This window comes from Pseudomonas sp. (assembly GCF_033723075.1).
Taxonomy (GTDB): Bacteria; Pseudomonadota; Gammaproteobacteria; order Pseudomonadales; family Pseudomonadaceae; genus Aquipseudomonas.
Window position 1 is genome coordinate 1 of record NZ_JAWVXU010000004.1, and the last position, 25,728, is coordinate 25,728.

Below are 25,728 nucleotides of genomic sequence, written 5' to 3' on the forward strand. Positions count from 1 at the left end.
CTGCACATGCATGCTCAGGCCGGCGTGATTGACCGCCACACCCTTGGGCTGGCCGGTGGAGCCTGAGGTGTAGATCAGATAGGCCAGATTAAGCGGATGCAGCGCGACAGCGGGCGCCGATGATGGGTAAGCCGACAGATCCAGCCGATCCAGGCACAGCGTCTCCACGTCCGGCAGCCGCCCGGCCAGGTCGCTGCTGGTGATCAGCCATTGCAGGCCCGAGTCCTCGACCATATAGGCCAGGCGCTCGCGCGGGTAGCCGGGGTCCAGGGGGACGAAGGCGCCGCCGGCTTTAAGGATCGCCAGCAGGCCGACGATCATCGCGTTGCCGCGCTCCAGCGACAGGCCGACCCGCGCTTCCGGGCCGACGCCGCGTTCGATCAGCAGATGGGCCAGGCGGCTGGCCTGGGCTTCCAGCTCGGCATAGCTGAGGCGCTCGCCACCATGCACCAGGGCGATGGCGTCGGGACGCAAACACGCCTGTGCGGCGATCAGTTCAGGCAGCAGACGCGCCGGGTCATGGGCTTGCCGGCACTGGTTCCACACGGCCAGGCGTTTCTGCTCGGCATCGCTGTGCAAACGCAATTGCGCCAGGCTGCTGTCGGGCCGGGCGACGAACTCGCCGAGCAGCTGGATAAAGCCGGCGATCAGCCGCTCGATGCTGGCCGCGCCGAACAGGTCGGCGGCGTAGGCGAAGTTGATCTGCAACTGCTCGCCGTCGCCTTGCAGCGCATCCAGGGCCAGGTCGAAGGGAATACGGCTGGCGGGCAGCTCATCCAGACGCGCCGCGATGCCCGGCAGCCAGTTGCTCGGCAGCGGGTGCTGGCGGCGGTAGTTGAACGCCACCTGAAACAGCGGCTGCTGGCCCAGGCTGCGTGCCGGAGCCAGGGCTTCGACCAGTTGTTCGAACGGCATCTGCTGGTGATTCAGGCCCTGGCGCAGGCATTGCCGGGTGCGGCCGATCCAGTCGCGCACGCTCAGGCCCGGCAACGGCTGCCCGGCCAGTACCAGGGTGTTGACGAAGAAGCCGAACAGGCGCTCATGACCGCGGGCGCGGCCCGCCACAGGTACGCCGATGCGCACCTCGCGCTGGCCCGCCAACCGTGCCAGCTGCACCTGCAGCGCCGCCAGCAGCACGCTGAACAGGGTCGCGCCGCAGGCTTTCGCCAGGCCGCGCAAACGCCCGACCAGCTGCGGTTCCAGCTGCAGCAGGCGATAGGCCGCGCGGCGATCGGCCTGGGCCGGGCGGACAAAGTCGGCCGGCAGCAGCAGGGCCGGCTGCTCCTCGCCCAACTGCGCACGCCAGTAGTCCAGTTGCTGCCGGCCTTCGGCGCTGGTCAGCCACTGGCCTTGCAGCTTGGCGTACTCGCAATACTCCTGAGGTAGCGTGCTCAGCGTAGGCGCGCGGTGTTGCTGGTGGGCCCGGTAGAACTCGGCCATTTCCTCGAACAGCACCGCCACCGACCTGGCGTCCGAAACGATATGGTGCATGCCCACCACCAGGGCGTGGCGATCCGCCTGCAGGCGGTAGAGCGCACAGCGAATCTGCGGCCCACGGCCGAGGTCGAAATGTCGCTCGACGAACGCCCGCCCCTGCTCTTCGGCCGCGCTCTGCCGCAGCTCCGCGGCCAGCCCGCCGAGATCGACCTGCTCCAGCGCCATCGGGCACACCGGCAGCACCGCCTGCTGCGCCACACCGTCCTGCTCGGCGAAAACCAGACGCAAGGCGGCATGCCGGGCCAGTACCTGATCCAGGCTGTAACGCAGCGCGGCGAGATCCAGGGCCCCCTCGAGCCAGATCACGCCGCCCAGGTTGTAGGCGCTGCTGGCGGATTCCAGACGACTGAAGAACCACAGGCGCTGCTGCGCCGAGGACAATGGCGCCCAGGCCAGATCGGTGCGGGTCTGAGAAAGGCAATCGGCGGTCATGGACAACACCTCTAGGCGCCTTGGGGCGCGTATGCGGCCTCGGCGCGCAACAGGCGCCAGGCGTGAAATTCGATCGGATTGAGCAGTTCGGCGTACAGGTAGAAAGAAGGCTGGGCGACCCGCACAGGGGCCAGGCAGAACAGCTGCATCAGGCCTGCGTCGCCTCGCGCAGGCTGCGCGGACGCATGTCGCTCCAGACCTCGGCGATATGCGCCAGGCAGGTCTGCCGGTCGCCGTGCACGCCGACGTCCTGCCAACCGGCGGGCACCGGCTTGTAATCCGGCCAGATGGCGTATTGCTGCTCGGCGTTGATCACGACCAGAAAGCGGGTCTCGGGGCTGTCGAAGCTCATGGCGGTTCCTCGGTGCGAGCCGGACTGTGCCGGCGATATGGATACAGACGAACTCAGTTGCGAATAATTTTTATTTACATGCGAATTTTGCACGTGCCGAGGCACGCTCCAACGGCGTTTCTGCTCATCGCCACGGCATGGTGGCGCCGAGGCACGCAGCCCAACAAAATGAGGCAGGGTGCGCAGGGCCGCCTAGGCCGTGCGCACCAGGCAGCGGTATTGGTGCGCGCAGCGCACCCTACGAGATGCCCGACACCTCCACTCGCCGCGCCGGCCCGCCGATTTCATGCAGGGCGTCGGCGCTGGCGCGCTGGCGTTGCTCGCCGGTCAGCTCGAACAGCTGACCGCCATCCATCTTCAGCAGGCGGTCGGCCTGGTCGAAATAGTGGTCGTCGTGGGTGATCGCCAGTACTGTCTTGCCGGCGGCCTTCAGCTGCGGCAGCAGCTCGCGGTAGAACAGCCGGCGGAACAGCGGATCCTGGTCCGCCGCCCATTCGTCGAGCACCAGGATGTCGCGCCCTTCCAGCATCGCCAGCAGCAGCGCCAGGCGCTTGCGCTGGCCCTGGGAGAAGCGCGTATCGAGCAAGCGTCCACCGGAAACACGCGCCTTGTGCGCCATATGCAGACGCTCGAGCCAGCCCCTGGTCAGGCCATCGCTGACTTCGCTGCCCGCCGGACCGAGCAAGCGTGCGAACAGGTGAAAATCGGTGAACACGCTGGCGAACAACTGGCGATACGCCGGCCATTCGTCCTCGCGCAGGGCGCGGCCGTCCAGGCGAATGGCGCCGGAGTCGGGGCGATGCAGGCCAGTGAGCAGACGCGCCAGGGTCGATTTGCCGCTGCCGTTGCCGCCCACCAGAAACACCAGTTCGCCGCGCTTGAGGGTGAGGTCCAGCGGGCCGACATCGAAGCCGAGCTCGTCCGCCTCGCCCGGGTAGCGGTAGCTGACGCCATCGAGCTGCAGCGCCTGCCAGTCGGCCGGCTGCTCGACATAGTCGAAACCCTCGCGCTGTTCGGCCAGCTCCAGGGCCTCCAGCTTGCCCAGCGCCACCCGTGCGGCCAGCAGGCTGGGAATCGCCGCCACGCTGGCGACCATGGGTGCGCGCAGGAACAGCACGGTCAGGGCGAAGGTCGCCGCCACCGGTGCGGCCGCCCAGCCCAGGCCATTGGCGCAGAAGAACACCAGGCCGATGGTGCCCAGCACCATGCAGTTGGCCCAGTTGCCGGCCAGGCCATTGAAGATGTCGGCGCGGGTGACGTTGTCGCGGTAGCTGCGCGCATTGCTGTCGAATTCTTCGCTGAACAGCAGGCGCGCGCGGTCGCGATTCAGCGCCAGCTCCTTGCGGCCGTCGATCACCGCCTGGTAGTCCTGATAGAGGCGATCCTCGGCCTCGCGCAGCAGGCGGATATGGTGATTGACCCGGCCGACGAACAGCCAGCCGACGCTCAGGGTAAAGCCCAGCCAGGCCAGGGTGACGCCGAACAGCGAGGGCGACAGCCAGCCCAGGTAGGCGAAGGCGGCGAGGCTGAGGATCAGCCCGTAGACCAGCTCGGGCAGGTAGACGAAGGCGATGGTGATATTGCGGATATCGCTCGACAGGCTGGCGAGAATGCGTGCCCCGCCGATCTGCTCCAGGCGCTCGATATCGGTGTCCAGCACCCGCTTGACCAGGTTGCGGCGCAGCCGATAGACGAAGCGATGGCCCAGGGTGTGCAGCGCCATCTGCCCCGCCGAGGCGCAGGCCAGCAGCAGGATCAGCAGGCCGGCGAACTGCAGCAGCGCGCCGCCCATGGCAGCGCCCCCGGCGATCAGGCGCAGGTTGACGAAGGCGATCACCCCGACGCTCAACAGGGCGCTGCACAGACTCAGCAGCAACACCCCGAGCAGCGGCAGGCGGTTTTCACGGAACAGCAAACGCAACAGCTTCATCGGTCGAAATCCTCGGCGGGCCGCAGCCCGACTGAGCAGAAGAAAAGGTCATGGGCCAATTGCTTGTTGCACTGGCTAACAGACCAGAACACAGCGCCTGTCGGAGCCTGCCTGCTGTGGCTTCCGACGATGCTTTTCGCTGTGAGCTGGATCGCCAGCAAGCTGGCCCCTGCGAAGAGCGTCGGCCCCGTGCAACACAAAACCGCTACATGGCAGAAGAGAAAGGTCATGCCGCCACGTCGCCCAGGCGCACGCGGCAGTGGCCAACGGCATCGCGCACCAGAAAGTGCACCTGGGTCGGCGAGGCGCACAGGTGGCGGGCCACTTCACGCTGGCTGTAGCCCTCCACCTGGCTCATGGTGAAGGCGGTACGGGTACGCGCCGGCAGCTCGGCCAGGGCATGCTGCAGGCGCTGCCAATGCAGCTCGCCAAGTACCACCCGCTCCGGCGAAGGGGTTGGCGCCGGTACATCCGGCAGCCGCTCGTCGTCGACCTGATAGCGCCCTTCCAGGCCGAGCCTGCGCAGGCGATCGATGGCCAGGTTGCGCACCACCCGAAACAGGTATTTCAAGGCATCGCGGATGGCCCGCGGGTCGCCGTCCTCCCACAGCTTGAGGAAGGCATCCTGGACCACGTCTTCGGCGCGGCCACGGCAACCGAGCAGGCCCTGGGCATAATCGGTCAGTGCACCGCGATGGCGGTTGTAGAGCTGCTCCAGCTCGACATGCAGGAGCGCTCGCGACGCCCCGGATAATCCCGCGGCGGCAAGCGCCGATGTCGTGGGGCAAAAAAGGAAAGCACCCATCGCTGGCCTCCTTGGCTAACGTCAGATGCGCATATTAATGATAATAATTATCAATACAACCCTTGAGTCTCAGGGTCATAGCCCGCCGCTGCATTCCAGAGCCGGGAAACGAGCCACCTCCCGCCTCCACTTGAGCGGTCAAATGGATACCCGCAGGCAATCCGCGGCAGCGGCCATGCGAGCACGCGCCGGAGTGCGCTGACACCGGCCCGATGAACCCAGGGCGGGCTACGGAGTGGCTGCAGGCTTGCACAGCGCACGCGGAGCGTCCTCGGCCGGGCTTACGGAAACATCAACCTGGCAAGCCGTCCGCAACCGCAGGGCGGCCCGGGACGCCGGCTGCTCGGAACACCGCGACAGCCCGCCAGCTTTTGTGCCGCGCCGGCGAACCAATGGTGCACTGCCTGCGGCGAGTGGCACCCTACAGATCGTGGACTGCCCCGGATCTGGCGATTCCCCCGGTCCGTCGTTGATCGTTATCACCAGAAGCGTGAGAACCATCGCGATATGTCATGTGCGAGCTTCACCGGACGCAGGAGCGGGCCATGCCCGCGATGCTTTTGCCATGCCCTATCGCGGCCATGGGCCGCTCCTACGAAGCCCCCAGGAGCCAGCTTGATGGCGATATGGCTACGTCGACTTCAGTCGGCCCTCCCACAAAAGCAGCCACTTATTCGGGCTACTGAGTGGCTGCGGCCGTCCTGCTCAACCCTGCTTGCGCGGCCAGATCAGGCTGAACTGCGCGCCGCCGAGGCGCTCGCTGCGGCCGATCTGGGCGCGGCCGCCGTGCCAGTAGATGATCCGCCGTACGATCGACAGGCCCAGGCCATGGCCGCCGGAGGCGCGGGTGCGGCTGTCGTCCAGGCGCAGGAAGGGGTTGAAGATGCGCTCCCAGGCCTCTTCCGGCACGCCGGGGCCATCGTCCTCGATATCCACGCGGCAACGCTGCTGGCCGACCTGATAGCTCACCCGCACCCGCGATTCGGCATGGCGCATGGCGTTGCTCACCAGGTTCTGCAAGGCCCGGTGCAGGTAGCGCAACTCCGCCTCGACCACTGCACCGCTGCCGTCCAGGGCATCCAGGGCCGGGCCGCGCTCGACCCGCACCCCGGCGCGCAGCGGCGCCAGCTCGTCGATCACCTGGTCGATCAGCTTGCCCAGGTCGACCTGCTGGAAGTTCAGCGCCGGCGCGCCCTGCTCCAGGCGCGCATAGGTCAGCATCTCGTCGACCAGCTTGTCGAGGTCCTGGATATCGCTGTCCATGCCGTCCATGTATTTGCGCCGCGCCGTTTCGTTCTCGGCATCGCCGATCATCTCCAGGCCGAAACGCAGGCGCGCCACCGGCGTGCGCAGCTCATGGGACACCGCCCGCACCATCTCGCGCTGGATGTTCAGGGAGCGCTGCAGGTGCTCGGCCATGGCATTGAACGCCGCCGCCAGCCGCCCCACCGAATCCGTGCCGCGGCTCGGCACCCGTGCATCCAGGCGGCCGCTGGCGATCCGCGTGGCGGCGCCCTCCAGGTCGCCCAGGCGCTGCTCCAGGGGCCGCACCAGCAGGTAGACGGTCAAGCCGATCAGGCTCAGGCCCAGCACCCCGATCAGCACCAGCAACTGCGGCGGATAGGGGTTCATCTGATACAGCGGACCGATCTCCAGCACCCAGTCCGTACCGACCACGCCGGAGAACACATGAATGCTGTCGCCGCCCTTGCCCAGCGCCATCACCGTGTCGCCCTCGTCCACCCGCCGGCGCTGGTCGGCATCCAGGGCCGCCTGCTCGAGGCGGATCAGGCGCAGGTCGAAGCCGAACTGCTTGGACTCCTTGAGTTCGGCCAGACGCCGCGGCTGCTCGGCCTGCGGAAAGCGGATCAGCTCGTCGAGCAGCAGGAACACCGTCGCCCGCGCCAACTGCTCGCTGATCTGCTGCACCTCGCCGGTCAGCAGCAGCTGCTGCTGTTGATTGACCTGGCTGTAGACGGTCGCCGCATGCGGGCCGGTTTGCCGCACCAGCACCTGGCCACGCTTGAGACGGTTGCGCGCGCCGCTGTCGAGCGTGGCCTCGGCCAGCGGTTGCAGGGTCAAGGGGATGCCCAGCAGGCGCGACCACAGCACCACGGAGCGACGCCGCTCGAGCTCGTTCATCGGTGCCAGGTTGTCGGCCATCAGGCGGAAGGTGCCGCGCGCCAGGCGCTCGCGGTATTGCTCCGAGCGCACCTCGTTGACCAGGTGCAGGGTGCCGACGCCGAGCAGCGCCACCAGCACCAGCACCGCCAGCATGCCGGCATAGATGCGCAGAAAGATCGAATTCATATTTAGGGTCTGTTGAGGCTTAGTCGCGAGCCGCGTTGCTGCGCAACCCGATGGGCCGGGCCGGTTATCGCCCGGTGCGGCGTTATTCGTCGTTCATTTGGAACAACCAAACTTCTCTCCTCATGCCTTGCCCCGCGCAATACCCGACTCCGGCGCGGCCACGACTTAAACCTCAGCAGACCCTAGCGCTTCGGCAGCCTCGGCGACGAACAGATAGCCCTTGCTGCGCACCGTCTTGATCAGGCGTGGATGCATCGGGTCGTCGCCGATCTTTGGCCGGATCCGCGAGATGCGCACGTCGATGGATCTATCCTGGCCGTCGTACTCGATGCCGCGCAGGGCATTGAAGATCTCCTCGCGGGAGAGAATCCGCCCGGCGTTGGCCGTCAGCAGCCAGAGCAGGTCGAACTCGGCGCTGGTCAGCTCGATGCTCTGCTCGCCCAGCCAGGCCTCGCGCATCGCACTGTCGATCACCAGCGGGCCGAACTCCAGGCGCCGCGGCCCTTCGCCGGCAGGCGTCGCGACGCCCTCACGCCGCCGCAGCAAGGCGCGAACCCGCGCCAGCAGCAGGCGCGGACGCACCGGCTTGCACACGTAATCGTCGGCACCCATTTCCAGGCCGAGCACCTGATCCATGTCGTCGGTGCGCGCGGTGAGCATCAGGATCGGCCCGTCATAGCGGTCGCGCACCTTGCGGCAGATCGACAGACCGTCCTCGCCCGGCAGCATCAGGTCGAGAATCACCAGATCCGGCTGCTCCTTGAGGATGCGCGCGGCCGCCTGCGCACCGTCGCCCTCGATGCTTACCACCAGGCCATTGCTCTGCAGGTAATCACGGGTCAGTTCGGCCAGACGCTGGTCGTCTTCGACGATAAGGATGTGCCAGGTGTCTTGCTGCTGCACGGCTGCCTCCGGGGACAGATCTACGACGGCGATAAAGACGCTGATTGTAGCAATGCCGAACGCCGGCGCGCAGGTCTGCTGCAGCGCAGTGAAACGCGCCGTGGCGTCTCAGCCGCTCAGCACAGAGCAGGCCAAAACGCCACAAAAAAAACTACATATTGTGTTTCTGTGGCGGACTCGAAAACTCGCGCCTCAAGGCAAAAATAAACCAATAACGACGACGAACGGTACAAGGCCGCTCACCCCAGCAAACACGCGGGTTTGCGTAAGTTACCCCACGTTAACCCACAGCTTTATCCACAGGCCGGAGGACTTGCCATCCCCCCAACACCGCACTATCTTGTATCTCCAGCGCACTAAACACCTATATGTTGGGTTTTGACCTTAAAAACGGCACAAGCACAATTGCCCCTGAAAGGTCCAGCCCCAAGCCCGATCGGTGAGCGAAAGAACCTTGATGGCGGCCTGCACAGACGTGCAGCGGCCATTGCTCCGGCAGCGCGACTTGCCTGCCGGAGCCAGAATAACGGTAGGCAGCCCTTGCGCGCCTACCACTACATCTAGTAGTGCCGGCCATGGCCGACACAAGACATGCAGCCAGGGAGGCGCTTTCAGCCAAAGGGTGTTTACACAAGCAGCGAGCGATGGCCAGGCTGATTTCAACCCAGCGTGGCCAAGCGCAGTAATTGATGAATACCCGCTCAGACCCTCCAGCCAGTTTGCAAGTCCCCTGCCCCCAGCCTCTGGCTGCGTGCAGGCGTTGTTGAAATGGTAACGAACGGCAGTAGATCCACCGGAAAGCGCCGACCCGACAAATTACAGATCACGGAGACACTCCTACATGCATACCGACACCACTCGCGAGAACCCGCAGGGCCAAGCGCCACAGGCCACCGATGGCAACCTGGAACTGAGCGCCACCGCGCCGGGCCAGTTGCGTGTGATCAAACGGAACGGCACCGTGGTGCCCTACACCGACGACAAGATCACCGTCGCCATCACCAAAGCGTTTCTCGCAGTAGAAGGCGGCACCGCCGCCGCCTCGTCGCGTATCCATGAAACCGTCGAGCGCCTGACCGAACAGGTCAGCGCCACCTTCAAACGGCGCATGCCGTCCGGCGGCACCATCCACATCGAGGAAATCCAGGACCAGGTCGAACTGGCCCTGATGCGCGCCGGCGAGCAGAAAGTCGCCCGCGACTACGTGATCTACCGCGAGTCGCGCAGCCAGGAGCGCAAGCGCGGCGGCAACGACGTCGCCGAGCCGCACCCGAGCCTGCGCGTGACCCACCTCGACGGCAGCGTGGCGCCGCTGGACATGGGCCGCCTCAACATCATCGTCACCGAAGCCTGCGAAGGCCTGGCCGAAGTCGACGGCGCGCTGATCCAGAAAGAAACCCTGAAGAACCTCTACGACGGCGTGGCCCAGAGCGATGTCAGCACCGCCCTGGTGATGACCGCCCGCACCCTGGTCGAGCGCGAGCCGAACTACAGCTACGTCACCGCGCGCCTGCTGATGGACAACATCCGCGCCGAAGGCCTGGGCTTCCTCGGTGTCGCCACCAGCGCCACCCACCACGAGATGGTCGACTTCTACGCCAAGGCGCTGCCGGCCTACATCGACAAGGGCATCGAGCTGGAACTGCTCAACCCCGTGCTGAAAACCTTCGACCTGGAAAAACTCGGCGCAGCGATCAACCACGAGCGCGACCAGCAGTTCACCTACCTCGGCCTGCAGACCCTCTACGACCGTTACTTCATCCACAAGGACGGCACCCGCTTCGAACTGCCGCAGATCTTCTTCATGCGCGTGGCCATGGGCCTGGCGATCGAAGAGAAGCAGAAAGAAGACCGCGCCATCGAGTTCTACAACCTGCTGTCCTCGTTCGACTACATGGCCTCCACGCCGACCCTGTTCAACGCCGGCACCCTGCGCCCGCAGCTGTCCAGCTGCTACCTGACCACAGTGCCGGACGACCTGGGCGGCATCTACGACGCCATCCGCGACAATGCCCTGCTGAGCAAATTCGCCGGCGGCCTGGGCAACGACTGGACCCCGGTGCGCGCTCTCGGCGCCTACATCAAGGGCACCAACGGCAAATCCCAGGGCGTCGTGCCCTTCCTCAAGGTGGTCAACGACACCGCGGTGGCGGTCAACCAGGGCGGCAAGCGCAAGGGCGCGGTCTGCGCCTACCTGGAAACCTGGCACATGGACATCGAAGAGTTCATCGAGCTGCGCAAGAACACCGGTGACGACCGCCGCCGCACCCACGACATGAACACCGCCAACTGGATCCCCGATCTGTTCATGAAGCGCGTGTTCGACGACGGCTCCTGGACCCTGTTCAGCCCGAGCGAAGTGCCGGACCTGCACGACCTCACCGGCCGCGCCTTCGAAGAGCGCTACGAGTACTACGAAGCCCTGACCCAGTACGGCAAGATCAAGCTGTTCAAGACCATCCAGGCCAAAGACCTGTGGCGCAAGATGCTCAGCATGCTGTTCGAAACCGGCCACCCATGGCTGACCTTCAAGGACCCGTGCAACCTGCGCAGCCCGCAGCAGCACGTCGGCGTCGTGCACAGCTCGAACCTGTGCACCGAGATCACCCTCAACACCAACGCCGACGAGATCGCCGTGTGCAACCTGGGCTCGGTCAACCTGCCGAACCACATCGTCGACGGCAAGCTCGACCGCACCAAGCTGCAGAAGACCATCAAGACTGCCGTGCGCATGCTCGATAACGTCATCGACATCAACTACTACTCGGTGCCGCAGGCGCGCAACTCCAACTTCAAGCACCGCCCGGTCGGCCTCGGCATCATGGGCTTCCAGGACGCCCTGTACCTGCAGCACATCCCCTACGGCTCGGACGCGGCGGTCGACTTCGCCGACAAATCCATGGAAGCGGTCAGCTACTACGCGATCCAGGCCTCCTGCGACCTGGCCGACGAGCGCGGCGCCTACGAGACCTTCCAGGGTTCGCTGTGGAGCAAGGGCGTGTTGCCGCTGGATTCGCAGCAGATCCTCATCGAGCAGCGCGGGCAGAAGTACATCGACGTCGACCTGACCGAGTCCCTCGACTGGGCCCCGGTACGTGAGCGCGTGCAGAAAGGCATCCGCAACTCGAACATCATGGCCATCGCCCCGACCGCCACCATCGCCAACATCACCGGCGTATCGCAGTCGATCGAACCGACCTACCAGAACCTCTACGTGAAATCGAACCTCTCGGGCGAATTCACCGTGATCAACCCCTACCTGGTCCACGACCTCAAGGCCCGCGGCCTGTGGGACTCGGTCATGATCAACGACCTCAAGTACTACGACGGCTCGGTGCAGCAGATCGAACGCATCCCGCAGGAGTTGAAAGACCTCTACGCCACCGCCTTCGAAGTCGACACCAAGTGGATCGTCGACGCCGCCAGCCGCCGCCAGAAGTGGATCGACCAGGCCCAGTCGCTGAACCTGTACATCGCCGGCGCCAGCGGCAAGAAGCTCGACGTGACCTACCGCATGGCCTGGTACCGCGGCCTGAAGACCACCTACTACCTCCGCGCCCTGGCCGCCACCAGCACCGAGAAATCCACCGTCAACACCGGCAAGCTCAACGCCGTGTCCAGCGGCGGCAACGACGGCCTCAGCGCAGCACCGGCCAAAGCCCCGGAAGTGGAAATGTCGGCCGGCCCGGCACCAGTACCAAAAGCCTGCGCCATCGATGAACCAGACTGCGAAGCCTGCCAGTAAGGTGTTCGGCAGCGCGCGGAGCTGAGCGGCATTCGCGTCGTTACCTGCCGGAGCGGCCCCCATCACGTACAGCCGTACGCTCAGGGGCTCCACTCCGGCAGGTGCCTAGCGACTACTCGCTCAGCTACACGCTCGAAGGATGAAACGCTTTTTGTAGGAGGGGCCTTGGCCGCGAAACTACATATTCGAAGGGTGAAAAAAGCTAAAGCAACACACCGATCAGTCCCCTCGCCCCTCCGGGGAGAGGGTTAGGGTGAGGGGAAAAAGCCCAAAGCCCCTGCACTCTTAAACCAGCTCCCAACACCGGAGCCGCAACACATCCGCCCCCCTCCCCTCCGGGGAGACGACTGCAAGGACGCAGGAGGTAGGGCGACGCAGGACGCCAAAGCCGAGGGCTAGGGGCGCCCGGCTAGGGTGAGGGGAAAAGGCCCAAAGCCCCCTCAATACCCGAACTGCAACACGATCAGTCCCCTCTCCCCTCCGGGGAGAGGGCTAGGGTGAGGGGCAACAGCAACACCGCCCCTCCCAATAAATACCCACCCTCTCCCGCTCGCGGGAGACGCGGGAAAGAGAAAAGAGAACAAAGGGCGAGGCCAGCCACACCAGCCCCCCGACCAGCGGTACCCGTTTTCACCTTGCGCGTAAACCGCAACAGAACATACTCAAGATTACTGTACATCCATACAGGCCGGTCATTTCACCGGCCCTGAAGCAGGAGCCAAGCCATGCTGAGCTGGGACGAATTCGACAAGGAAGACGGCGCAGACGCAGCCGTTGCCGGCAACACCACCGCCCAAGTCGCGGACATGAACATCGACAAGCTCGACCAGGTCGGCGGTGCCGCCGCGGTCGAAGCCCGCGCCATCGCCGCCGATGACAGCGCCGCCGTGGCCCGCGCCAAGGCCGCCCTCGATCAGCTCGACATCGCCGAAGGCCTGGCCGAACTGGAAGGCGCCTCCGCCCGCGTCGCGGTCGACGAGAAGCGCATGATCAACTGCCGCGCCGACCTCAACCAGCTCGTACCCTTCAAGTACGACTGGGCCTGGCAGAAGTACCTGGATGGTTGCGCCAACCACTGGATGCCCCAGGAAGTGAACATGAACGCGGACATCGCGTTGTGGAAGAGCACCGACGGCCTGACCGACGACGAGCGCCGCATCGTCATGCGCAACCTCGGCTTCTTCTCCACCGCCGACTCCCTGGTCGCCAACAACCTGGTGCTGGCCGTCTACCGCCTGATCACCAACCCCGAATGCCGCCAGTACATCCTGCGTCAGGCCTTCGAAGAGGCGATCCACACCCACGCCTACCAGTACTGCATCGAATCGCTGGGCATGGACGAAGGCGCGATCTTCAACATGTACCACGAGATTCCTTCGGTGGCGAAGAAGGCAGCCTGGGGCCTCAAGTACACCCGCTCGATCTCCGACCCGACCTTCAACACCGGCACCGTCGAGACCGACCAGGAACTGCTGCGCAACCTGATCGCCTACTACTGCGTACTGGAAGGCATCTTCTTCTACTGCGGCTTCACCCAGATCCTCTCCATGGGCCGCCGCAACAAAATGACCGGCGTCGCCGAGCAGTTCCAGTACATCCTGCGCGACGAATCCATGCACCTGAACTTCGGCATCGACGTGATCAACCAGATCAAGATCGAAAACCCGCACCTGTGGGACGCTGCGATGAAGGACGAAGCGACCCAGATGATCCTGGAAGGCACCCAGCTGGAAATCGAATACGCCCGCGACACCATGCCGCGCGGCGTCCTGGGCATGAACGCGGCGATGATGGAGGACTACCTCAAATTCATCGCCAACCGTCGTTTGACCCAGATTGGCCTGAAGGAAGAGTACCCGGGCACCACCAACCCCTTCCCGTGGATGAGCGAGATCATGGACCTGAAGAAGGAGAAGAACTTCTTCGAGACGCGGGTTATTGAGTATCAGACTGGTGGAGCGTTGAGCTGGGATTGATTCTGTTCACTCACTGAAAGATCAAGAGCGCTTTACCTGAAATTGAAGTTTGGGGTGGCGAGTAGAGACATAAAGCCCCGTCTAGTACGGGGCTTTTTATTGAGCGTAAAGCGGTAGCCAAGCAGTTGCAGGCCGGGCGTAGCGCAAGGAGGCTGACATCATGCTCCTGAAGAAAATTGTTGGAAGCGGGGCATGACGTGGGTTGAAGTTATCTAGAATTTTCCACCATCGGGTTAACGAAGAACTCCATTTAATCACTGTTAGGTTTCAAGCACACTCCGAGGAATCCCTATGCAACTTAGTTTTGGTGATTACAACGAAGGTTATGGTGCAGAACTGCTGTGCCCCAATTGTGGATTCAACTATCTTCATCATGACAAAGTTGAGGTATTTGAGTGCGGCGAAGACGCAAATCATGGAATGCACGTTACTATTGCCGATGGCAAGTCTGTTATGGACACATCACTTATTGGAAACCCAAGTCGCCGACGCCATGGTCTAAATATTCATCTCTGGTGCGAAGGCTGTTCCGCAAAGTCTGTCCTGTCAATCTCACAGCATAAAGGCGTAACGCTGGTAGACCTTAATTATTCCGAAACCACGGATGAAACCTAACTGGTGGTTCAAGCCGCTCGCTCGGGACGGGCTAAAGCCCGCCACATAACCAAACCTTAGGCCTCACAGAGAGTAAGCTCCCATGCTCTTCCCGCCATCAGTGATTTACAGCCTCCAGGACTGCGCGACGTGGGCGGACAAGCTTTGCCGAACTGATCTCGCTGGCGGGTTCATAGTCAGCGAGAACGACTACACCTCGAACTTCACGAGCGCCCTACGACGAGAAATCAATTCGCGAGGTATCCCAGGTTTAAAGGCCAGGGTTCAAGTACTGAACCCCAGTGCCGAACGAACACTGGGCGCAGATGCCTGCATCATTTTCGAGAACGATCGGGAGTTCAAAGCTTCAATATTTGAGGCGAAGTGGCCGCGACTTAGCACTCATGTGAACGCCTGGGATTCAAGGCAAAAGTCGACTGGAGCCTCTCATTTTCACGACCAACTAATTCGTCAGAGCACACAGCGTCACTACACGGCCATCTGGGAAATGTTCTATCTAGAGCACGAGTTCGGCAGCCAGCCGTCATATCTTCCCGACGAAGGGTCTGCTTGTGCCTGGCATGACGATGCGTTCTCCGTTTCGAATGCCAGAGGAGTCGTTTCAGACCCATGGACTGACAGCGACTTGAAGCTACTGCTTGAAGGTCGCTGCGTAACGATCGCAGAAGTCATTGGGGGAATTTGCCTGTGTCATCAAGGCCGACCGCTTCCTCAAGGAAGTTACATGAAAGCCTTCGCTGATACGCCAGCGCCGCGTGATGCGCTCGTCATTAGCTATCTACCTCCCGCGTAGTGAGGCCTAACCCTTCCATCCAGAGGACATGTCCCGGCAAGCCGGGCCAAGCCTCTCATGTCAAACTTTATGCAAGGAGATAAAATGCCAGAGATAAGAGGCGTTCTTGAGATAATTTACTTTATAAGCGGGCCAGCTCTAGTGGTAATCGCATACTTGGCATTATCTCAAATAAAGGTTGCAAAACAGCAAATTGAGGCCCAGCGAGAAACAACTAGAATAGCCGCAAAGCGAGATTCGCTCAGGGTGACATCAGAGCAAGTCGCCAAATATGGATCAGAAATCATCCCACTACAAAGCGCTCTTTTCAAAAAAATCAAATCGGAAGAAGTAAATTATTTCACGAAATCAAAAGTAACCATTGCAGATAATAAGCTATCCACAACCCCATGCGCAGATAAGAAAGAAATAGAAAAACTAGGATTAATCACACAAGAATTTGTTAGCACCATGAACTCAATGGAAGGGTTCTCGGTTTATTTCACATCCGGAGTTGCAGACGAAGAGATTGCTTTTCGCTCTATTTCAGTAACCTTTTGTGATTCGATATCGAAATTACTGCCGCTTCTAATCCCTATGACCGACGGCGAAAATAGATTTACATCAACAATGAAACTATTTATGATCTGGCACACCAGACTTCAAAAAGAAAATATGGAAAAGCAAAAAGCAAATCTTGAGGAAAAACTAAAAAGTCAAAATATTCAAACTATCCGACCGTTCGGCAGCGATGCATAACAACACGTGCCACATCGCTCGCTTCGCTCACTGGACTCGCAAAGCTGCGCTTTTTTTCGTCTGTAAAATAATCGGGGACAGACCACGGTTTCCGTTAGCTCAACAACGTGGTCTTTTAACTACTGATAGCCGCCGCATCTTCACAGCCGCGAATTAAGCTCTTCGCCCTTACGGCGAGTCACTTTCTCTTTGCTCGCGCGAAAGAGAAAGTAACCAAAGAGAAAGCGCGCCCGGCATCCGGGTTTCGCTGCGCTCAACTTCCCTCGCTCCGGCACTGTTCCGAGGGTCGTCACGGTGGGCCATCCCTGGCCCATCGTTCCTCGTTTGGCATCCATGCCAAACGCCCCTCTACACAGCACCTCCACTCGGCCTCCTGACGGGATTCGGGATCGCGTTGTCTGGACGATTTGTGGAGGACAGAGCAAACAGCAAAAACATCGCGGCCATGGGCCGCTCCTACAGGGCCGGCTGGTATCCGCAGAATTGGAGGATGGGTTGAGCGCAGCGATACCCATCAAAAAGCTGTGGCTCTGCTTTTGATCATCGAACCGCAATCGCACAGGCGACGCCAAACGCCCCATCAGGAGGCCGAGTGGAATCATTGCGTAAGGGGTTGAGCGGCATGGATGCCGCGAGAGCCGCGATGGGCCAGGGATGGTCCTTCGTGGGGGGCCGCCTAGGTCGTGCCCCTGGAGCAATGATGGAGCGAGGGAACCCGCCGCAGGCGGGCCGGATGCAAGGGGCAAGACCTTTTGCTTACTTTTGGCGGGGCCGGCCATCCGGGCGTTTGCCAAAAGTGAGCCGCCGTAAGGGCGGAACCGGTATCAAGATCACCACATAAGCGGCAGATTCATCTTCTAAACCGCTCCCCCTTCCCGTCTTGAGCCATTCTCAAGGGAACTCGGCCGGTTCAGCCTCGAGGGCCTTGTGCAGCAGCTCGATGAACGATCTGGCCTCTCCAATGGTATGGGAGGCAATGGCGGTGACTGGAATCCCCGGCGTCCATGAGTTCATCACAGCCGCGCCGGAGAGCTCTTTCAGTCGTTCAAGGGTGATTAACTCGTGGCGCTGCGGCACCTCAAGGCGTTCAAGTTGGCGCTGAACGATGCCCATCATGGTGCCTTTCAACATCTCGGCCCTGGGCCAGATCACTGCGTCACCATCCCAGAAGACCAGATTCCATATCGTGGCCTCGCTCAAACACCCGCGTTCATTCACGAAAGCCGCATCGTCAAAGCCCTGCCGTATGGCTTGGTGAAGGTAATAGGTTTTGCCAACTTCACCGACATGCTTGATTGCAGCCAGAGGCCTCTGATGTTCAATTGCGCTCAACCGCAACGGACCTTTCGGCCCATCGGATGGGGCTGCTGTACGGACAAACACGGCAGGCTCCACATTCATGCTATCGGCAATGAATTCGCCGTGAGGTGAAAAAACGGTGACCGTCAGCGACTGATCTCTCGCCCCCTCTTGAATCGCCATCCGAATGTATGAGCGCAGCAGCTCATCGGACGGTGCCCGGCCGAAAAACGCCAGGGAGGCATTGCGCAGACGGCCGAGGTGAAGATCCAGCCCCTTGACCTTGGCGCGTCTCACCTGCATCGCCGTGAAGTGAGCAAACCCCGCGAAAGCCAGAGGGTTCAATTGCGAAGCGGTGGCAGGATGTCCATTGATATAGGAAAGGTACGTGTGCGGATGAATCGCCATGAAGTAGCTCCTGATGGTGTTCAATTGATCGAGCCCCTATCATCGACCCTGACAGTGCTGTCAGAGTCAAGGTGGAAGAAGCGATGAAAATAGGTGAGCTATCCAGGCGTTCTGGCGTGAGCATAAGAATGCTTCGTTACTACGAAACAGAAGGGCTGCTGAAGCCGAAGCGCACCGCAAGCGGGTACCGCGATTACGCACCAGAGGAATTGCGAACCGTCGAACGCATCCGATTGCTTGGCGCGGCCGGCATGACCCTGGCGACCATCTTGAAGTTCTTGCCATGCGTGAGAGGGGAAGGTCTCGCGTTCGAGCCATGCGATGAGTTGCGCAGCGTCCTGCACGAGCAAATCCGCATTGCCGATCAGAAAGCAGCGGAACTGGCCCAAAGCCGGAAGATTCTGCAGAAATTCCTGCACGAAGTTGAGCGAGACTGAGGATGAACAATCAGGGGACAGACCACGGTTTTTCGCTGCCCCAGAGGCGGAACAATTGGGGACAGACCACGATTTCCGCTAACCGCTATTACGGGTTTCGCCCTTACGGCGAGTCACTTTCTCTTTGCTCGCGCAAAAGAGAAAGTAACCAAAGAGAAAGCGCGCCCGACATCCGGGTTTCGCTGCGCTCAACTCCCCTCGCTCCGGTGCTGTTCCAAGGGTCGCCACGGTGGGCCATCCCTGGCCTAGGCGGCCCCACCCATAGTTCCTCGTTTGGCATCCATGCCAAACGCCCCTCTACACAGCACCTCCACTACTCGCTGCGCTCGCCCTACGGGCCAGCCTGCGGCTGTTACTCCGCTTCGCTACGTTTCGGCCTCCTGGCGGGATCGGATAACCGCGTCGCCTGCCAGTTTGTTCGGTCCCGCGCTTGAGGATTCGAAAATAAATCAGCAAACTGTGCAAAAACCAAAGCAGAGCTAAATCATGGAAGAAGCAGATAACAAAACCAATAACATCGGCAAAGAACCAATTTTTGTAAAAACATTCTGGATCATCTTCACCCCTCTATTCGGCCTACTCGGCTACTCTGCCATTTATCTAACTGGGGTGGCTTACCATCAAGCCTGGGTAAACCACTTCGGCATTACCTCTAGCTTTTTTGAAAAATCCACCACCGACTACTTTATTTACGCATACGTAGCTCTAATTAAAATCTGCAGCAATTGGCTTGACGTCCTAACCGACTTCAGTGTTGTGCTGTCAACTTTAGGAATAGCCACACTCCTTATAGCTGAAATAGCTCTACTCGCCTGGCTGGCTCGTACCGATTTTTTTCAGAACACAGGCACAATAATAAGTGAGAAAAAATTCTTGAGCATCCCACTGGCCGTTCTTGCCATATCCGGTGGCCTTACCTTGATTCTGCTTTTACTGCCACTAGTCGCGAACATATTCCTTATCATTCCGGGATATACCGGATACAAAGCTGCGCAAATGGCGATCGAAAGAAATATTTCCATATTTGCACTTGGCTGTGAAAAGGCCGACCGCCGCCAAGACTATTGCGTGCGTCTATTGGACGATGACGTCGAAATTGCTAGGGGCTTCGTGATTGACTCATCAAACGAGCGCATAGCGCTTTATCTCGACGGCAAAGCAATGATCTTGCCGCTCAAGAACTACCGGATAGAAACCATTATCCCTTCACCCAAAACCCCGAACGCTCAAGCCACACGCTAACTCGTAGAATCGATTGAGCGTAGCGATACCCATGCAGTTGATTGATTCCGACACTCAAATATTTCCCAAACCTTCCCGTCAAATGCGGGGCTTCAAAATGAGCGATATCAATTATGAGCCGATACCCCAAAGCGTTACTTTTTTCCGCTTTGCTAGCCGCAGTTGCCCCGAGCAATGCCAATAGCGAGCCTGGCTTAGCTGAATACCAAGCAGCCATCGAAGCCAGAGATAATATCGCCAGCCTTATAGAGCAGATTAGCGACAATACATTGGAAGAAATAAATAACCTACCTGCGAACTCCAAAGAAGATGCCCGCGCCCTGCTGCTTGAATACGCCCCCAAACTCATTGAGCAGCTAAAGGCATCTGCAGACCTGGGCTTCCCGCCAGCGCAGTTTCTATTCGCCCAAACCCTAAAAGACCGAGCACCGTTAGCCGGCGAAAACCGTGAGGCAAATAAAGAGAAAGCCTGCGCACTGCTGGATAAAGCCGCCGCCAGCGGGCTGCTCGCCGCAGCGGTGGGGAAAAACAGCTACTGCTCAACCCTAAACATGGGCAAAGATATTACGGCTCTGATTCAGGAAATGGAGGACTCACGCAAACAACTGGCCGCAATCCTCACCCGGCCAGATCCCTACGAGGCTTACTACCCGCTAAAAGCCTTCACCGCCATTGACTGCTTTGAACGGGATATTGCCCTTAACGATATGGAGGCCCTGACCGGGTTGTCACCCGTGCAGCGTATGCAGGCAGTAGCGCCGCTCCTCATGAGCTTTCAAGAGACTCAAGCGCAAGCCTACTTCATGCTCGCACCGCATGAATCGAAGGAGCTTGCTCGAAAGTATTTCGCTCAAGCTGAAGCGCTTGGCTGCTCAAGCGAGGGCTTTTTCGCTATGAAAAAGAATATCGACAAGGCCAAAACTAAATAGCGCGCGCCAAACACCTAAGAAAAAAGACACATATGACACCAACCACACTGACCATCTCCGCCGCCTGCCTATTCGACGACACCGACCGCCTACTCCTCGTCCGCAAACGCAACACCCTGGCCTTTATGCTGCCTGGCGGGAAAGATGGATCGGGGACAGACCACGATTTCCGTTAACCGCTATTACTGGTTTCGCCCTTACGGCGAGTCACTTTCTTTTTGCTCGCGCGAAAGAGAAAGTGACCAAAGAGAAAGCGCGCCCGGCATACGGGTTTCGCTGCGCTCGACTTCCCTCGTTCCGGCACTGTTCCGAGGGTCGTCACGGTGGGCCATCCCTGGACCATCGTTCCTCGTTTGGCAACAGTTGCGAACATCGTGACGCGGAGCGCCACAGGCTTGCTACCACGTTGGAGCGTGGGAGCCATCAGAGCCCCAATGCGCACTGCCCCAAGGCACCGCGTGCCGAGCCAGCCGCAAACTGACTGATTTGCCATGCAGGTTGACCGCTATACCGCCTCCAAACTAGACCGACCGGTCTATATAATTCGACCATGAACCCACTCACCACCCGCGACAAACTGATCGCCGCCATGGCCGACGCTCTGCAACGCAAGGGCCTGCATGGTGTCGGCCTGAATGAACTGCTGACCCACGCGCAAGCGCCCAAGGGCAGCCTTTATCACCATTTTCCCGGTGGCAAGACCGAGCTGGCGGTGGCCGCCATCGAACATATCGGCAACGGCATAGATGCCTTCGTCGCCCAACTGTTCGCCCGCCACCCGGAACCGCTGGAAGCCATGCGGCGCTGGCTGCACACCACCCTGCAACAACTGGAAAGCAGCCAGTTCGAGCGCGGTTGCCCGCTGGCCACGGTGGCCCTGGAAAGCAGGCCCGAGGACGTGGCAATCCGTGCAGCTTTGGCTGGCTGCTTTGTCCGCCTGCGCGCCGCGCTGGCTGCACAACTGCGCAAGGTCGGCTTTGCCGCCGAGCCTGCCGAGAATTTCGCCAACTTGTTTGTTTCCCTCTACGAGGGTGGCCTGCTGCAAGCCCGCGTGGCCGGTAGCCGGGAACCGCTGGTGCGCGCCAGTGACGCGCTGTTCGAATTGATCCGTCATTACCCACGAGGTAGCCATCATGAAGCCTGAGCACGCGCCCCACCGTGAAGAGCTGAGTCTGAACGCCGGCGACGGCTACCCGTTGCGCGCCACCCTCTACCACGCGGCTGAGCCGCGCGCACGCCTGCTGATTGGCGGTGCCACCGGCGTGCCCCAGGGGTTCTATCGACGCTTCGCCGAATATGCCGCGCGGCAGGGCTTCACCACCCTCAGCGTGGACTACAGGGGTATCGGCCAGTCCAAGCAAGGCAGCCTGCGCGGCTTCAAGATGCAGTACCTGGATTGGGCCTGGCACGACTTGGCTGCGGCCCTCGACCACCTGCATCAACCCGACCTGCCCACCTACATGATCGGCCACTCCTTCGGCGGGCATGCGTTCGGCTTGCTGCCGAGACATGAGCGGGTCGCTGGTTTCTTCACGTTCGGCACCGGTGCCGGTTGGCACGGTTGGATGCCGCTCGTCGAACGCCTGCGTGTGCAGTTGATGTGGAACCTGATTGGGCCACTGATCGTCAAGCGCAAGGGCTACCTGGCCTGGAGCAAGCTGGGCATGGGCGAGGATCTGCCGCTGGGGGTGTACCAGCAGTGGAAACACTGGTGCCGCTTCCCCCGCTATTTCTTCGATGACCCCGAGCAAACGGGCATGGCCGAGCGCTTCGCCAGCGTACGCACGCCAATCGTCGCCGCCAACGCCCTGGACGACCTATGGGCACCGCCGGCCTCGCGTGATGCTTTCATGGCGCACTACCGCAATGCGCCCTACCAACCCCGCACCATTGACTCACGGGCCGAGGGCCTCGGTGCGATCGGCCACATGGGCTACTTCCGCAGCAGCTCGCAGCCGCTGTGGGACGAAGCGCTGAGCTGGTTCATCAGCCTCAGCAGCCAGCGTCAGGTCGCCTGAACCCCGGCAGGGAATAATTGGGGGGGCAGACCACGATTTCCGTTAACCGCTATTACGGGTTCCGCCCTTACGGCGGGTTACTTTCTCTTTACTCGCTGCGTTCACCCTGCGGGCCAGCCTGCGGCTGTTGCTTCGCCTCGCTGCGTTTCGGCCTCCTGGCGGGATTCTGGATCGCGTTGTCTGGGCGACTTGTGGAGGATAGAGCGAACGGCAAACAACCCTCAGGGTCAGAGTCGATATAGCTGAGATCAACTCTGACCTCGGCCCTCTCTGAGCCCATAAGTCGTGATGCAGAGCATCAAAGACCTGCTACCACACGGGCGGATCGACGGGAGAACCAGCAGCTGGTATTCGAGCGTTAGTCGTTACGTGCCTGTTCAATCCGCTTATCAAGCTCGGCTGGCGGCAGGTTTGGGGTCGAGTTGAGCGTCAGCCAGACAGCCCGCAGAATGTTGATCGCTGCCATGCTCAAGTGTTGTTCGGCGGCGTGCAGGGCCAGTTCGGCCGCCAGGCGTTTGTCGGCAGCGCTCAGGTGCGCCGCTTTGTGGGTCATCTCCGCATCAACGCTGGCCAACAGTCCCTGGATCTCCTGCACCGCCTGATCCGAGGCCTCACGCATGTCCGCCAGCAGACGGCTGGCTTCAGCAGGCGTCATGGCCAAGGCGCGGACGCTGCGAAACGTCAGCCTGGCGGGCAACGTGGCCAAACTGAAACCCGTCGAAAGTAGCTTGCCAATCATGCCAATAACTCCTGTTAAAGAGTGCATCTCAAACTACTTCAGCAACGAACCAGAGTAAACCGTCAAAAAGTGCCTGCCCATCGCCTGCCAAAATGAGGTCGCCCCCGCTTGAGCTTTTTGATCGTCCCCACGTCGAGGCGTCGAACCGTCCGCGTGGGAATGCAGCCCTCAACGCTCCAGCGTCCACGGTTCGTGACGCAGAGCGTCACAGACGTGCTCCCACGCCGGAGCGTGGGAGCCATCAGACTGCCTCGACAGTGCGCAAGGCCGCCGGGCAAGAGCCGGCATGAGCCCGCGGCAAGTTTGGTCCGGGGTTGCTCGACTGGCGGGCGGCAGGTGTCGCTAGAACCCCCGCGCCAGTACGATATCGAACACCCCGCTGCGCCCCTCGCCGTCCGCCTGCAGCGCAATCGCGCTGTCCGGGTGGCCGCTGGCCCAGGGATCCTTGGCGATGTAGGGGTCGCCCTCGAAGTACAGCTGCAGGGTCACCGGCACATGCAGCGACTCCATCACCCGGAAGTGGATATGCGCCGGCCGGGTGATCCCGGCGTAGCGTTCCAGCCCCGGCAGATTCGGCGGTACCGGGTAGCGGCCGGGCATCACCGTCTCGATGCGGTAACGGCCCTGGGCGTCGGTGTAGAGCATCCCGCGCAGGTGGAAATTGCCCTTGTCGGTGAAGTTGCCCGGCGTCTGGGTGTCGTACAGGCCGGTGCTGTTGGCCTGCCAGACCTCGACCAGGGCGTTGGCAATCGGCGTGCGGCAGTCCGCGCTCAGCACCGTACCGCTCACCACCAGTCGCTCGCCGGGCTCCTCCGGGCCGGCCAGTTTCGCCAGGAAAGGCGCGCCGAAACGGTAGTAGGGCCCGAGGATGTCGCCCTCGGTAGGCCGACAGATCTGCCGCGCCAGGGCCGGCGAGGCCAGCAGGCCACCGCCGAGGATGACGCCACCATAGAGAAAGTGACGCCGCGAAAGGCCGGCGCCTGCCATTTGCCGCTTGTCCATCTCCGCCTCCTGGCCGGGGCATGCCCCGGTCGTGACCATGCCTGCACGTCGGGCGCAGCGGCGCATGTGAAGGGCCTGGCGTGTATGAATTCAGTCTAGCGAGTAACCCGGATATTCACGCTGGAAAACGCTGCGCGGTTTTCCACGGGGTGGGCAACGCGCAGCTTGTCCACCCTGGTTTCCAACACCGAGGACAATAGGGGACACCCATCAGCCGACCAGGCCAGCGCCGACGATGGCGATCTTTTGCTTGCGCATGAATGACTCCAGCAAACAAATACGGGCGTCCTAAAACGCCCGTAGTGCATCACGGCTTTTCGAAGGCCGCGACGGCGTCGAACACCCGAGCACTGTAGGTCAGCGCTGCTCCGGCATTCAGTGCGATGGCCACGCTCAAGGCCTCGGCAATTTCTGCCTTGGTCGCGCCATGCTTCAGCGCTGCCTGGGTGTGTACCGAGATACAACCATCGCAACGAGTCGTCACTGCGACGCACAGTGCGATCAGTTCATGGGTTTTCGGCTCCAAGTGCTTAGCCGGCACGTGCCCGAGAGCGTTCAGCCCGCGCATAGCCTCCGGAGCCAACTTGCCGAACTCACCGACGCGGCCCATAAGGTTGGCGACATAATCCTTCCAACTCTTCATCTGCGCTGGCCCTTTAATTCCGGCCGGCGGTAACACCACCATCGACTGGCAGTACGGTACCGGTGATCCAGGAGGCTTCTTCCGAGGCGAGGAACAAGATGGCCGAAGCCACATCGGCAGGTTGTCCATTGCGCCCCAACGGATGGAAGGCATTGAAGGTCGGCAGCACTTCCTTGACCTGCTCTGCATCCATAAAGGTGCCGTATACCGGAGTCTCGACAACGGCCGGGGCTACGGTGTTGATGCGGATGCTCGAAGCTGCCAGCTCGATGGCCAGGTTGCGGGTCAGGGCATGCACGCCGGCATTGGCGGCGGAGTAAGCAGCCGACGGTGTGGCACCGATGGCCTGGATGGCCCACAGCGAGCCGGTTTGTACGATGGCGCCACCACCGCGCGGCTGCATGGCTTTGGCTGCGGCCTGGGCCATGAAGAATTTGCCCTTGAGGATGGTATCGAGGAACCAGTCGTACTCGGCCGGATTTACTTCCAGGAACGGCTTCGGATTGAATACCCCGGCGTTGTTGACCAGGATGTCCACACCGCCGAACTCACTTACCGCCAAATCGACCAGCGCCTGAGCGGTGGAGGGTTGGGCGATGTCGCCGGCCAAGGTACGCACATGGCTGCCACTGGCATCGATCTCGCGGGCAGCCTGCGCCAGCTTGGCCGCGTCGCGACCGCCGATAATGACCGACGCGCCAGCTTCCACCAGACGCTTGGCAACTTCCTTACCGATGCCCGAACTGCCGCCAGTTACGATGGCTACCTTGTTAGAAAAACTTTTCATATTCTGATCTCTTCAGTGGTGCTGAGCGCAAGGGATGATGGCTATCCAGGCCTTGAGGAAGCTCCGGCATCTGCTATCTTCGCGATGTCTGGCTCCCGACCTGGTGCGCATTGTTGATTCACCCAGCA

Annotated in this window: 21 protein-coding genes and 1 pseudogene; 10 read left to right on the forward strand and 12 right to left on the reverse strand. The window is 61.3% G+C overall.

Features of this window, described 5'->3' with window-relative positions; translation table 11 throughout:
• From R3355_RS05935 to R3355_RS05965, 7 genes are all read right to left on the reverse strand, one after another.
• The coding region (locus R3355_RS05935; RefSeq protein ID WP_318960464.1) for a condensation domain-containing protein at positions 1 to 1,929 on the reverse strand (1,929 nt) is incomplete at its 3' end.
• Positions 1,930 to 1,940: 11 nt separating this feature from the next.
• Complete coding sequence (locus R3355_RS05940) at positions 1,941 to 2,078, reverse strand: hypothetical protein (RefSeq protein ID WP_318960465.1); 138 nt, start codon at positions 2,076 to 2,078, stop codon at positions 1,941 to 1,943.
• Positions 2,078 to 2,281 (reverse strand): MbtH family protein, encoded by a 204-nt coding sequence (locus R3355_RS05945; protein ID WP_318960466.1) that lies wholly within the window; start codon positions 2,279 to 2,281, stop codon positions 2,078 to 2,080. The genes R3355_RS05940 and R3355_RS05945 overlap by 1 nt, the downstream gene beginning before the upstream one ends.
• A gap of 238 nt (positions 2,282 to 2,519) precedes the next feature.
• Positions 2,520 to 4,211 (reverse strand): multidrug ABC transporter permease/ATP-binding protein, encoded by a 1,692-nt coding sequence (locus tag R3355_RS05950; RefSeq protein ID WP_318960467.1) that lies wholly within the window; start codon positions 4,209 to 4,211, stop codon positions 2,520 to 2,522.
• A 226-nt stretch (positions 4,212 to 4,437) separates the two neighbouring features.
• Positions 4,438 to 5,016 (reverse strand): sigma-70 family RNA polymerase sigma factor, encoded by a 579-nt coding sequence (locus R3355_RS05955; RefSeq protein ID WP_318960468.1) that lies wholly within the window; start codon positions 5,014 to 5,016, stop codon positions 4,438 to 4,440.
• A 705-nt stretch (positions 5,017 to 5,721) separates the two neighbouring features.
• On the reverse strand, positions 5,722 to 7,326 hold the full coding sequence (locus tag R3355_RS05960) for an ATP-binding protein (protein WP_318960469.1): 1,605 nt from the start codon (positions 7,324 to 7,326) through the stop codon (positions 5,722 to 5,724).
• Positions 7,327 to 7,491: 165 nt separating this feature from the next.
• Entirely contained in the window at positions 7,492 to 8,229 is a 738-nt protein-coding gene (locus tag R3355_RS05965; protein WP_318960470.1) for a response regulator, read from the reverse strand.
• An 841-nt stretch (positions 8,230 to 9,070) separates the two neighbouring features.
• Here R3355_RS05965 and R3355_RS05970 point away from each other — a divergent pair.
• The 4 genes from R3355_RS05970 to R3355_RS05985 all read left to right on the forward strand — a co-directional run bounded on the left by R3355_RS05970 (position 9,071) and on the right by R3355_RS05985 (position 16,096).
• Positions 9,071 to 11,974 carry a ribonucleoside-diphosphate reductase subunit alpha gene (locus R3355_RS05970; protein ID WP_318960471.1) on the forward strand — a complete coding sequence of 968 codons (2,904 nt, stop codon included), beginning with the start codon at positions 9,071 to 9,073 and terminating at the stop codon, positions 11,972 to 11,974.
• Positions 11,975 to 12,699: 725 nt separating this feature from the next.
• A complete protein-coding gene (locus R3355_RS05975; RefSeq protein WP_318960472.1) occupies positions 12,700 to 13,950 on the forward strand; it encodes a ribonucleotide-diphosphate reductase subunit beta in 1,251 nt (416 codons plus the stop codon).
• 291 nt (positions 13,951 to 14,241) lie between these two features.
• A complete protein-coding gene (locus R3355_RS05980) occupies positions 14,242 to 14,565 on the forward strand; it encodes a hypothetical protein (RefSeq protein WP_318960473.1) in 324 nt (107 codons plus the stop codon).
• 877 nt (positions 14,566 to 15,442) lie between these two features.
• Positions 15,443 to 16,096: a hypothetical protein gene (locus tag R3355_RS05985; RefSeq protein WP_318960474.1), complete on the forward strand. Its 654-nt coding sequence runs from the start codon at positions 15,443 to 15,445 to the stop codon at positions 16,094 to 16,096.
• A gap of 891 nt (positions 16,097 to 16,987) precedes the next feature.
• Here the strand turns inward: R3355_RS05985 and R3355_RS05990 are convergent.
• Positions 16,988 to 17,803 carry an aminotransferase class IV family protein gene (locus R3355_RS05990; RefSeq protein ID WP_318960475.1) on the reverse strand — a complete coding sequence of 272 codons (816 nt, stop codon included), beginning with the start codon at positions 17,801 to 17,803 and terminating at the stop codon, positions 16,988 to 16,990.
• A gap of 83 nt (positions 17,804 to 17,886) precedes the next feature.
• Here R3355_RS05990 and R3355_RS05995 point away from each other — a divergent pair, with 83 nt between their 5' ends.
• From R3355_RS05995 to R3355_RS06020, 6 genes and pseudogenes are all read left to right on the forward strand, one after another.
• A complete protein-coding gene (locus R3355_RS05995; protein WP_318960670.1) occupies positions 17,887 to 18,240 on the forward strand; it encodes a MerR family transcriptional regulator in 354 nt (117 codons plus the stop codon).
• A 486-nt stretch (positions 18,241 to 18,726) separates the two neighbouring features.
• Positions 18,727 to 19,482: a hypothetical protein gene (locus R3355_RS06000; RefSeq protein ID WP_318960476.1), complete on the forward strand. Its 756-nt coding sequence runs from the start codon at positions 18,727 to 18,729 to the stop codon at positions 19,480 to 19,482.
• A 113-nt stretch (positions 19,483 to 19,595) separates the two neighbouring features.
• Entirely contained in the window at positions 19,596 to 20,411 is an 816-nt protein-coding gene (locus R3355_RS06005; RefSeq protein WP_318960477.1) for a hypothetical protein, read from the forward strand.
• A 32-nt stretch (positions 20,412 to 20,443) separates the two neighbouring features.
• Positions 20,444 to 20,566 (forward strand): annotated as a pseudogene (locus tag R3355_RS06010) (NUDIX hydrolase); the annotation flags it as partial.
• Between the two features lie 395 nt (positions 20,567 to 20,961).
• On the forward strand, positions 20,962 to 21,555 hold the full coding sequence (locus R3355_RS06015; protein WP_318960478.1) for a TetR/AcrR family transcriptional regulator: 594 nt from the start codon (positions 20,962 to 20,964) through the stop codon (positions 21,553 to 21,555).
• A complete protein-coding gene (locus R3355_RS06020; RefSeq protein WP_318960479.1) occupies positions 21,545 to 22,429 on the forward strand; it encodes an alpha/beta fold hydrolase in 885 nt (294 codons plus the stop codon). The genes R3355_RS06015 and R3355_RS06020 overlap by 11 nt, the downstream gene beginning before the upstream one ends.
• A gap of 358 nt (positions 22,430 to 22,787) precedes the next feature.
• Here the strand turns inward: R3355_RS06020 and R3355_RS06025 are convergent, their stop codons facing one another.
• The 4 genes from R3355_RS06025 to R3355_RS06040 all read right to left on the reverse strand — a co-directional run bounded on the left by R3355_RS06025 (position 22,788) and on the right by R3355_RS06040 (position 25,600).
• Positions 22,788 to 23,168 (reverse strand): hypothetical protein, encoded by a 381-nt coding sequence (locus R3355_RS06025; RefSeq protein WP_318960480.1) that lies wholly within the window; start codon positions 23,166 to 23,168, stop codon positions 22,788 to 22,790.
• A gap of 342 nt (positions 23,169 to 23,510) precedes the next feature.
• The gene (locus tag R3355_RS06030) at positions 23,511 to 24,170 is read right to left on the reverse strand and encodes a twin-arginine translocation pathway signal protein (protein ID WP_318960481.1); all 660 of its coding nucleotides are present in this window, start codon (positions 24,168 to 24,170) and stop codon (positions 23,511 to 23,513) included.
• 307 nt (positions 24,171 to 24,477) lie between these two features.
• The gene (locus R3355_RS06035) at positions 24,478 to 24,813 is read right to left on the reverse strand and encodes a carboxymuconolactone decarboxylase family protein (protein ID WP_318960482.1); all 336 of its coding nucleotides are present in this window, start codon (positions 24,811 to 24,813) and stop codon (positions 24,478 to 24,480) included.
• Positions 24,814 to 24,826: 13 nt separating this feature from the next.
• Positions 24,827 to 25,600: an SDR family NAD(P)-dependent oxidoreductase gene (locus R3355_RS06040; protein WP_318960483.1), complete on the reverse strand. Its 774-nt coding sequence runs from the start codon at positions 25,598 to 25,600 to the stop codon at positions 24,827 to 24,829.
• Between the last annotated feature and the right edge of the window lie 128 nt (positions 25,601 to 25,728).

Coding starts and splice junctions, on each gene's coding strand:
- R3355_RS05985 (WP_318960474.1), top strand. CDS start 15,443: ATGCCAGAGATAAGAGGCGTTCTTGAGATAATTTACTTTATAAGCGGG.
- R3355_RS06020 (WP_318960479.1), top strand. CDS start 21,545: ATGAAGCCTGAGCACGCGCCCCACCGTGAAGAGCTGAGTCTGAACGCC.
- R3355_RS05970 (WP_318960471.1), top strand. CDS start 9,071: ATGCATACCGACACCACTCGCGAGAACCCGCAGGGCCAAGCGCCACAG.
- R3355_RS05990 (WP_318960475.1), bottom strand. CDS start 17,803: ATGGCGATTCATCCGCACACGTACCTTTCCTATATCAATGGACATCCT.
- R3355_RS06035 (WP_318960482.1), bottom strand. CDS start 24,813: ATGAAGAGTTGGAAGGATTATGTCGCCAACCTTATGGGCCGCGTCGGT.
- R3355_RS05940 (WP_318960465.1), bottom strand. CDS start 2,078: ATGCAGCTGTTCTGCCTGGCCCCTGTGCGGGTCGCCCAGCCTTCTTTC.
- R3355_RS05945 (WP_318960466.1), bottom strand. CDS start 2,281: ATGAGCTTCGACAGCCCCGAGACCCGCTTTCTGGTCGTGATCAACGCC.
- R3355_RS06015 (WP_318960478.1), top strand. CDS start 20,962: ATGAACCCACTCACCACCCGCGACAAACTGATCGCCGCCATGGCCGAC.
- R3355_RS05975 (WP_318960472.1), top strand. CDS start 12,700: ATGCTGAGCTGGGACGAATTCGACAAGGAAGACGGCGCAGACGCAGCC.
- R3355_RS06030 (WP_318960481.1), bottom strand. CDS start 24,170: ATGGACAAGCGGCAAATGGCAGGCGCCGGCCTTTCGCGGCGTCACTTT.
- R3355_RS06000 (WP_318960476.1), top strand. CDS start 18,727: ATGGAAGAAGCAGATAACAAAACCAATAACATCGGCAAAGAACCAATT.
- R3355_RS06025 (WP_318960480.1), bottom strand. CDS start 23,168: ATGATTGGCAAGCTACTTTCGACGGGTTTCAGTTTGGCCACGTTGCCC.
- R3355_RS06005 (WP_318960477.1), top strand. CDS start 19,596: ATGAGCCGATACCCCAAAGCGTTACTTTTTTCCGCTTTGCTAGCCGCA.
- R3355_RS05995 (WP_318960670.1), top strand. CDS start 17,887: ATGAAAATAGGTGAGCTATCCAGGCGTTCTGGCGTGAGCATAAGAATG.
- R3355_RS05950 (WP_318960467.1), bottom strand. CDS start 4,211: ATGAAGCTGTTGCGTTTGCTGTTCCGTGAAAACCGCCTGCCGCTGCTC.
- R3355_RS05980 (WP_318960473.1), top strand. CDS start 14,242: ATGCAACTTAGTTTTGGTGATTACAACGAAGGTTATGGTGCAGAACTG.
- R3355_RS05960 (WP_318960469.1), bottom strand. CDS start 7,326: ATGAATTCGATCTTTCTGCGCATCTATGCCGGCATGCTGGCGGTGCTG.
- R3355_RS06040 (WP_318960483.1), bottom strand. CDS start 25,600: ATGAAAAGTTTTTCTAACAAGGTAGCCATCGTAACTGGCGGCAGTTCG.
- R3355_RS05955 (WP_318960468.1), bottom strand. CDS start 5,016: ATGGGTGCTTTCCTTTTTTGCCCCACGACATCGGCGCTTGCCGCCGCG.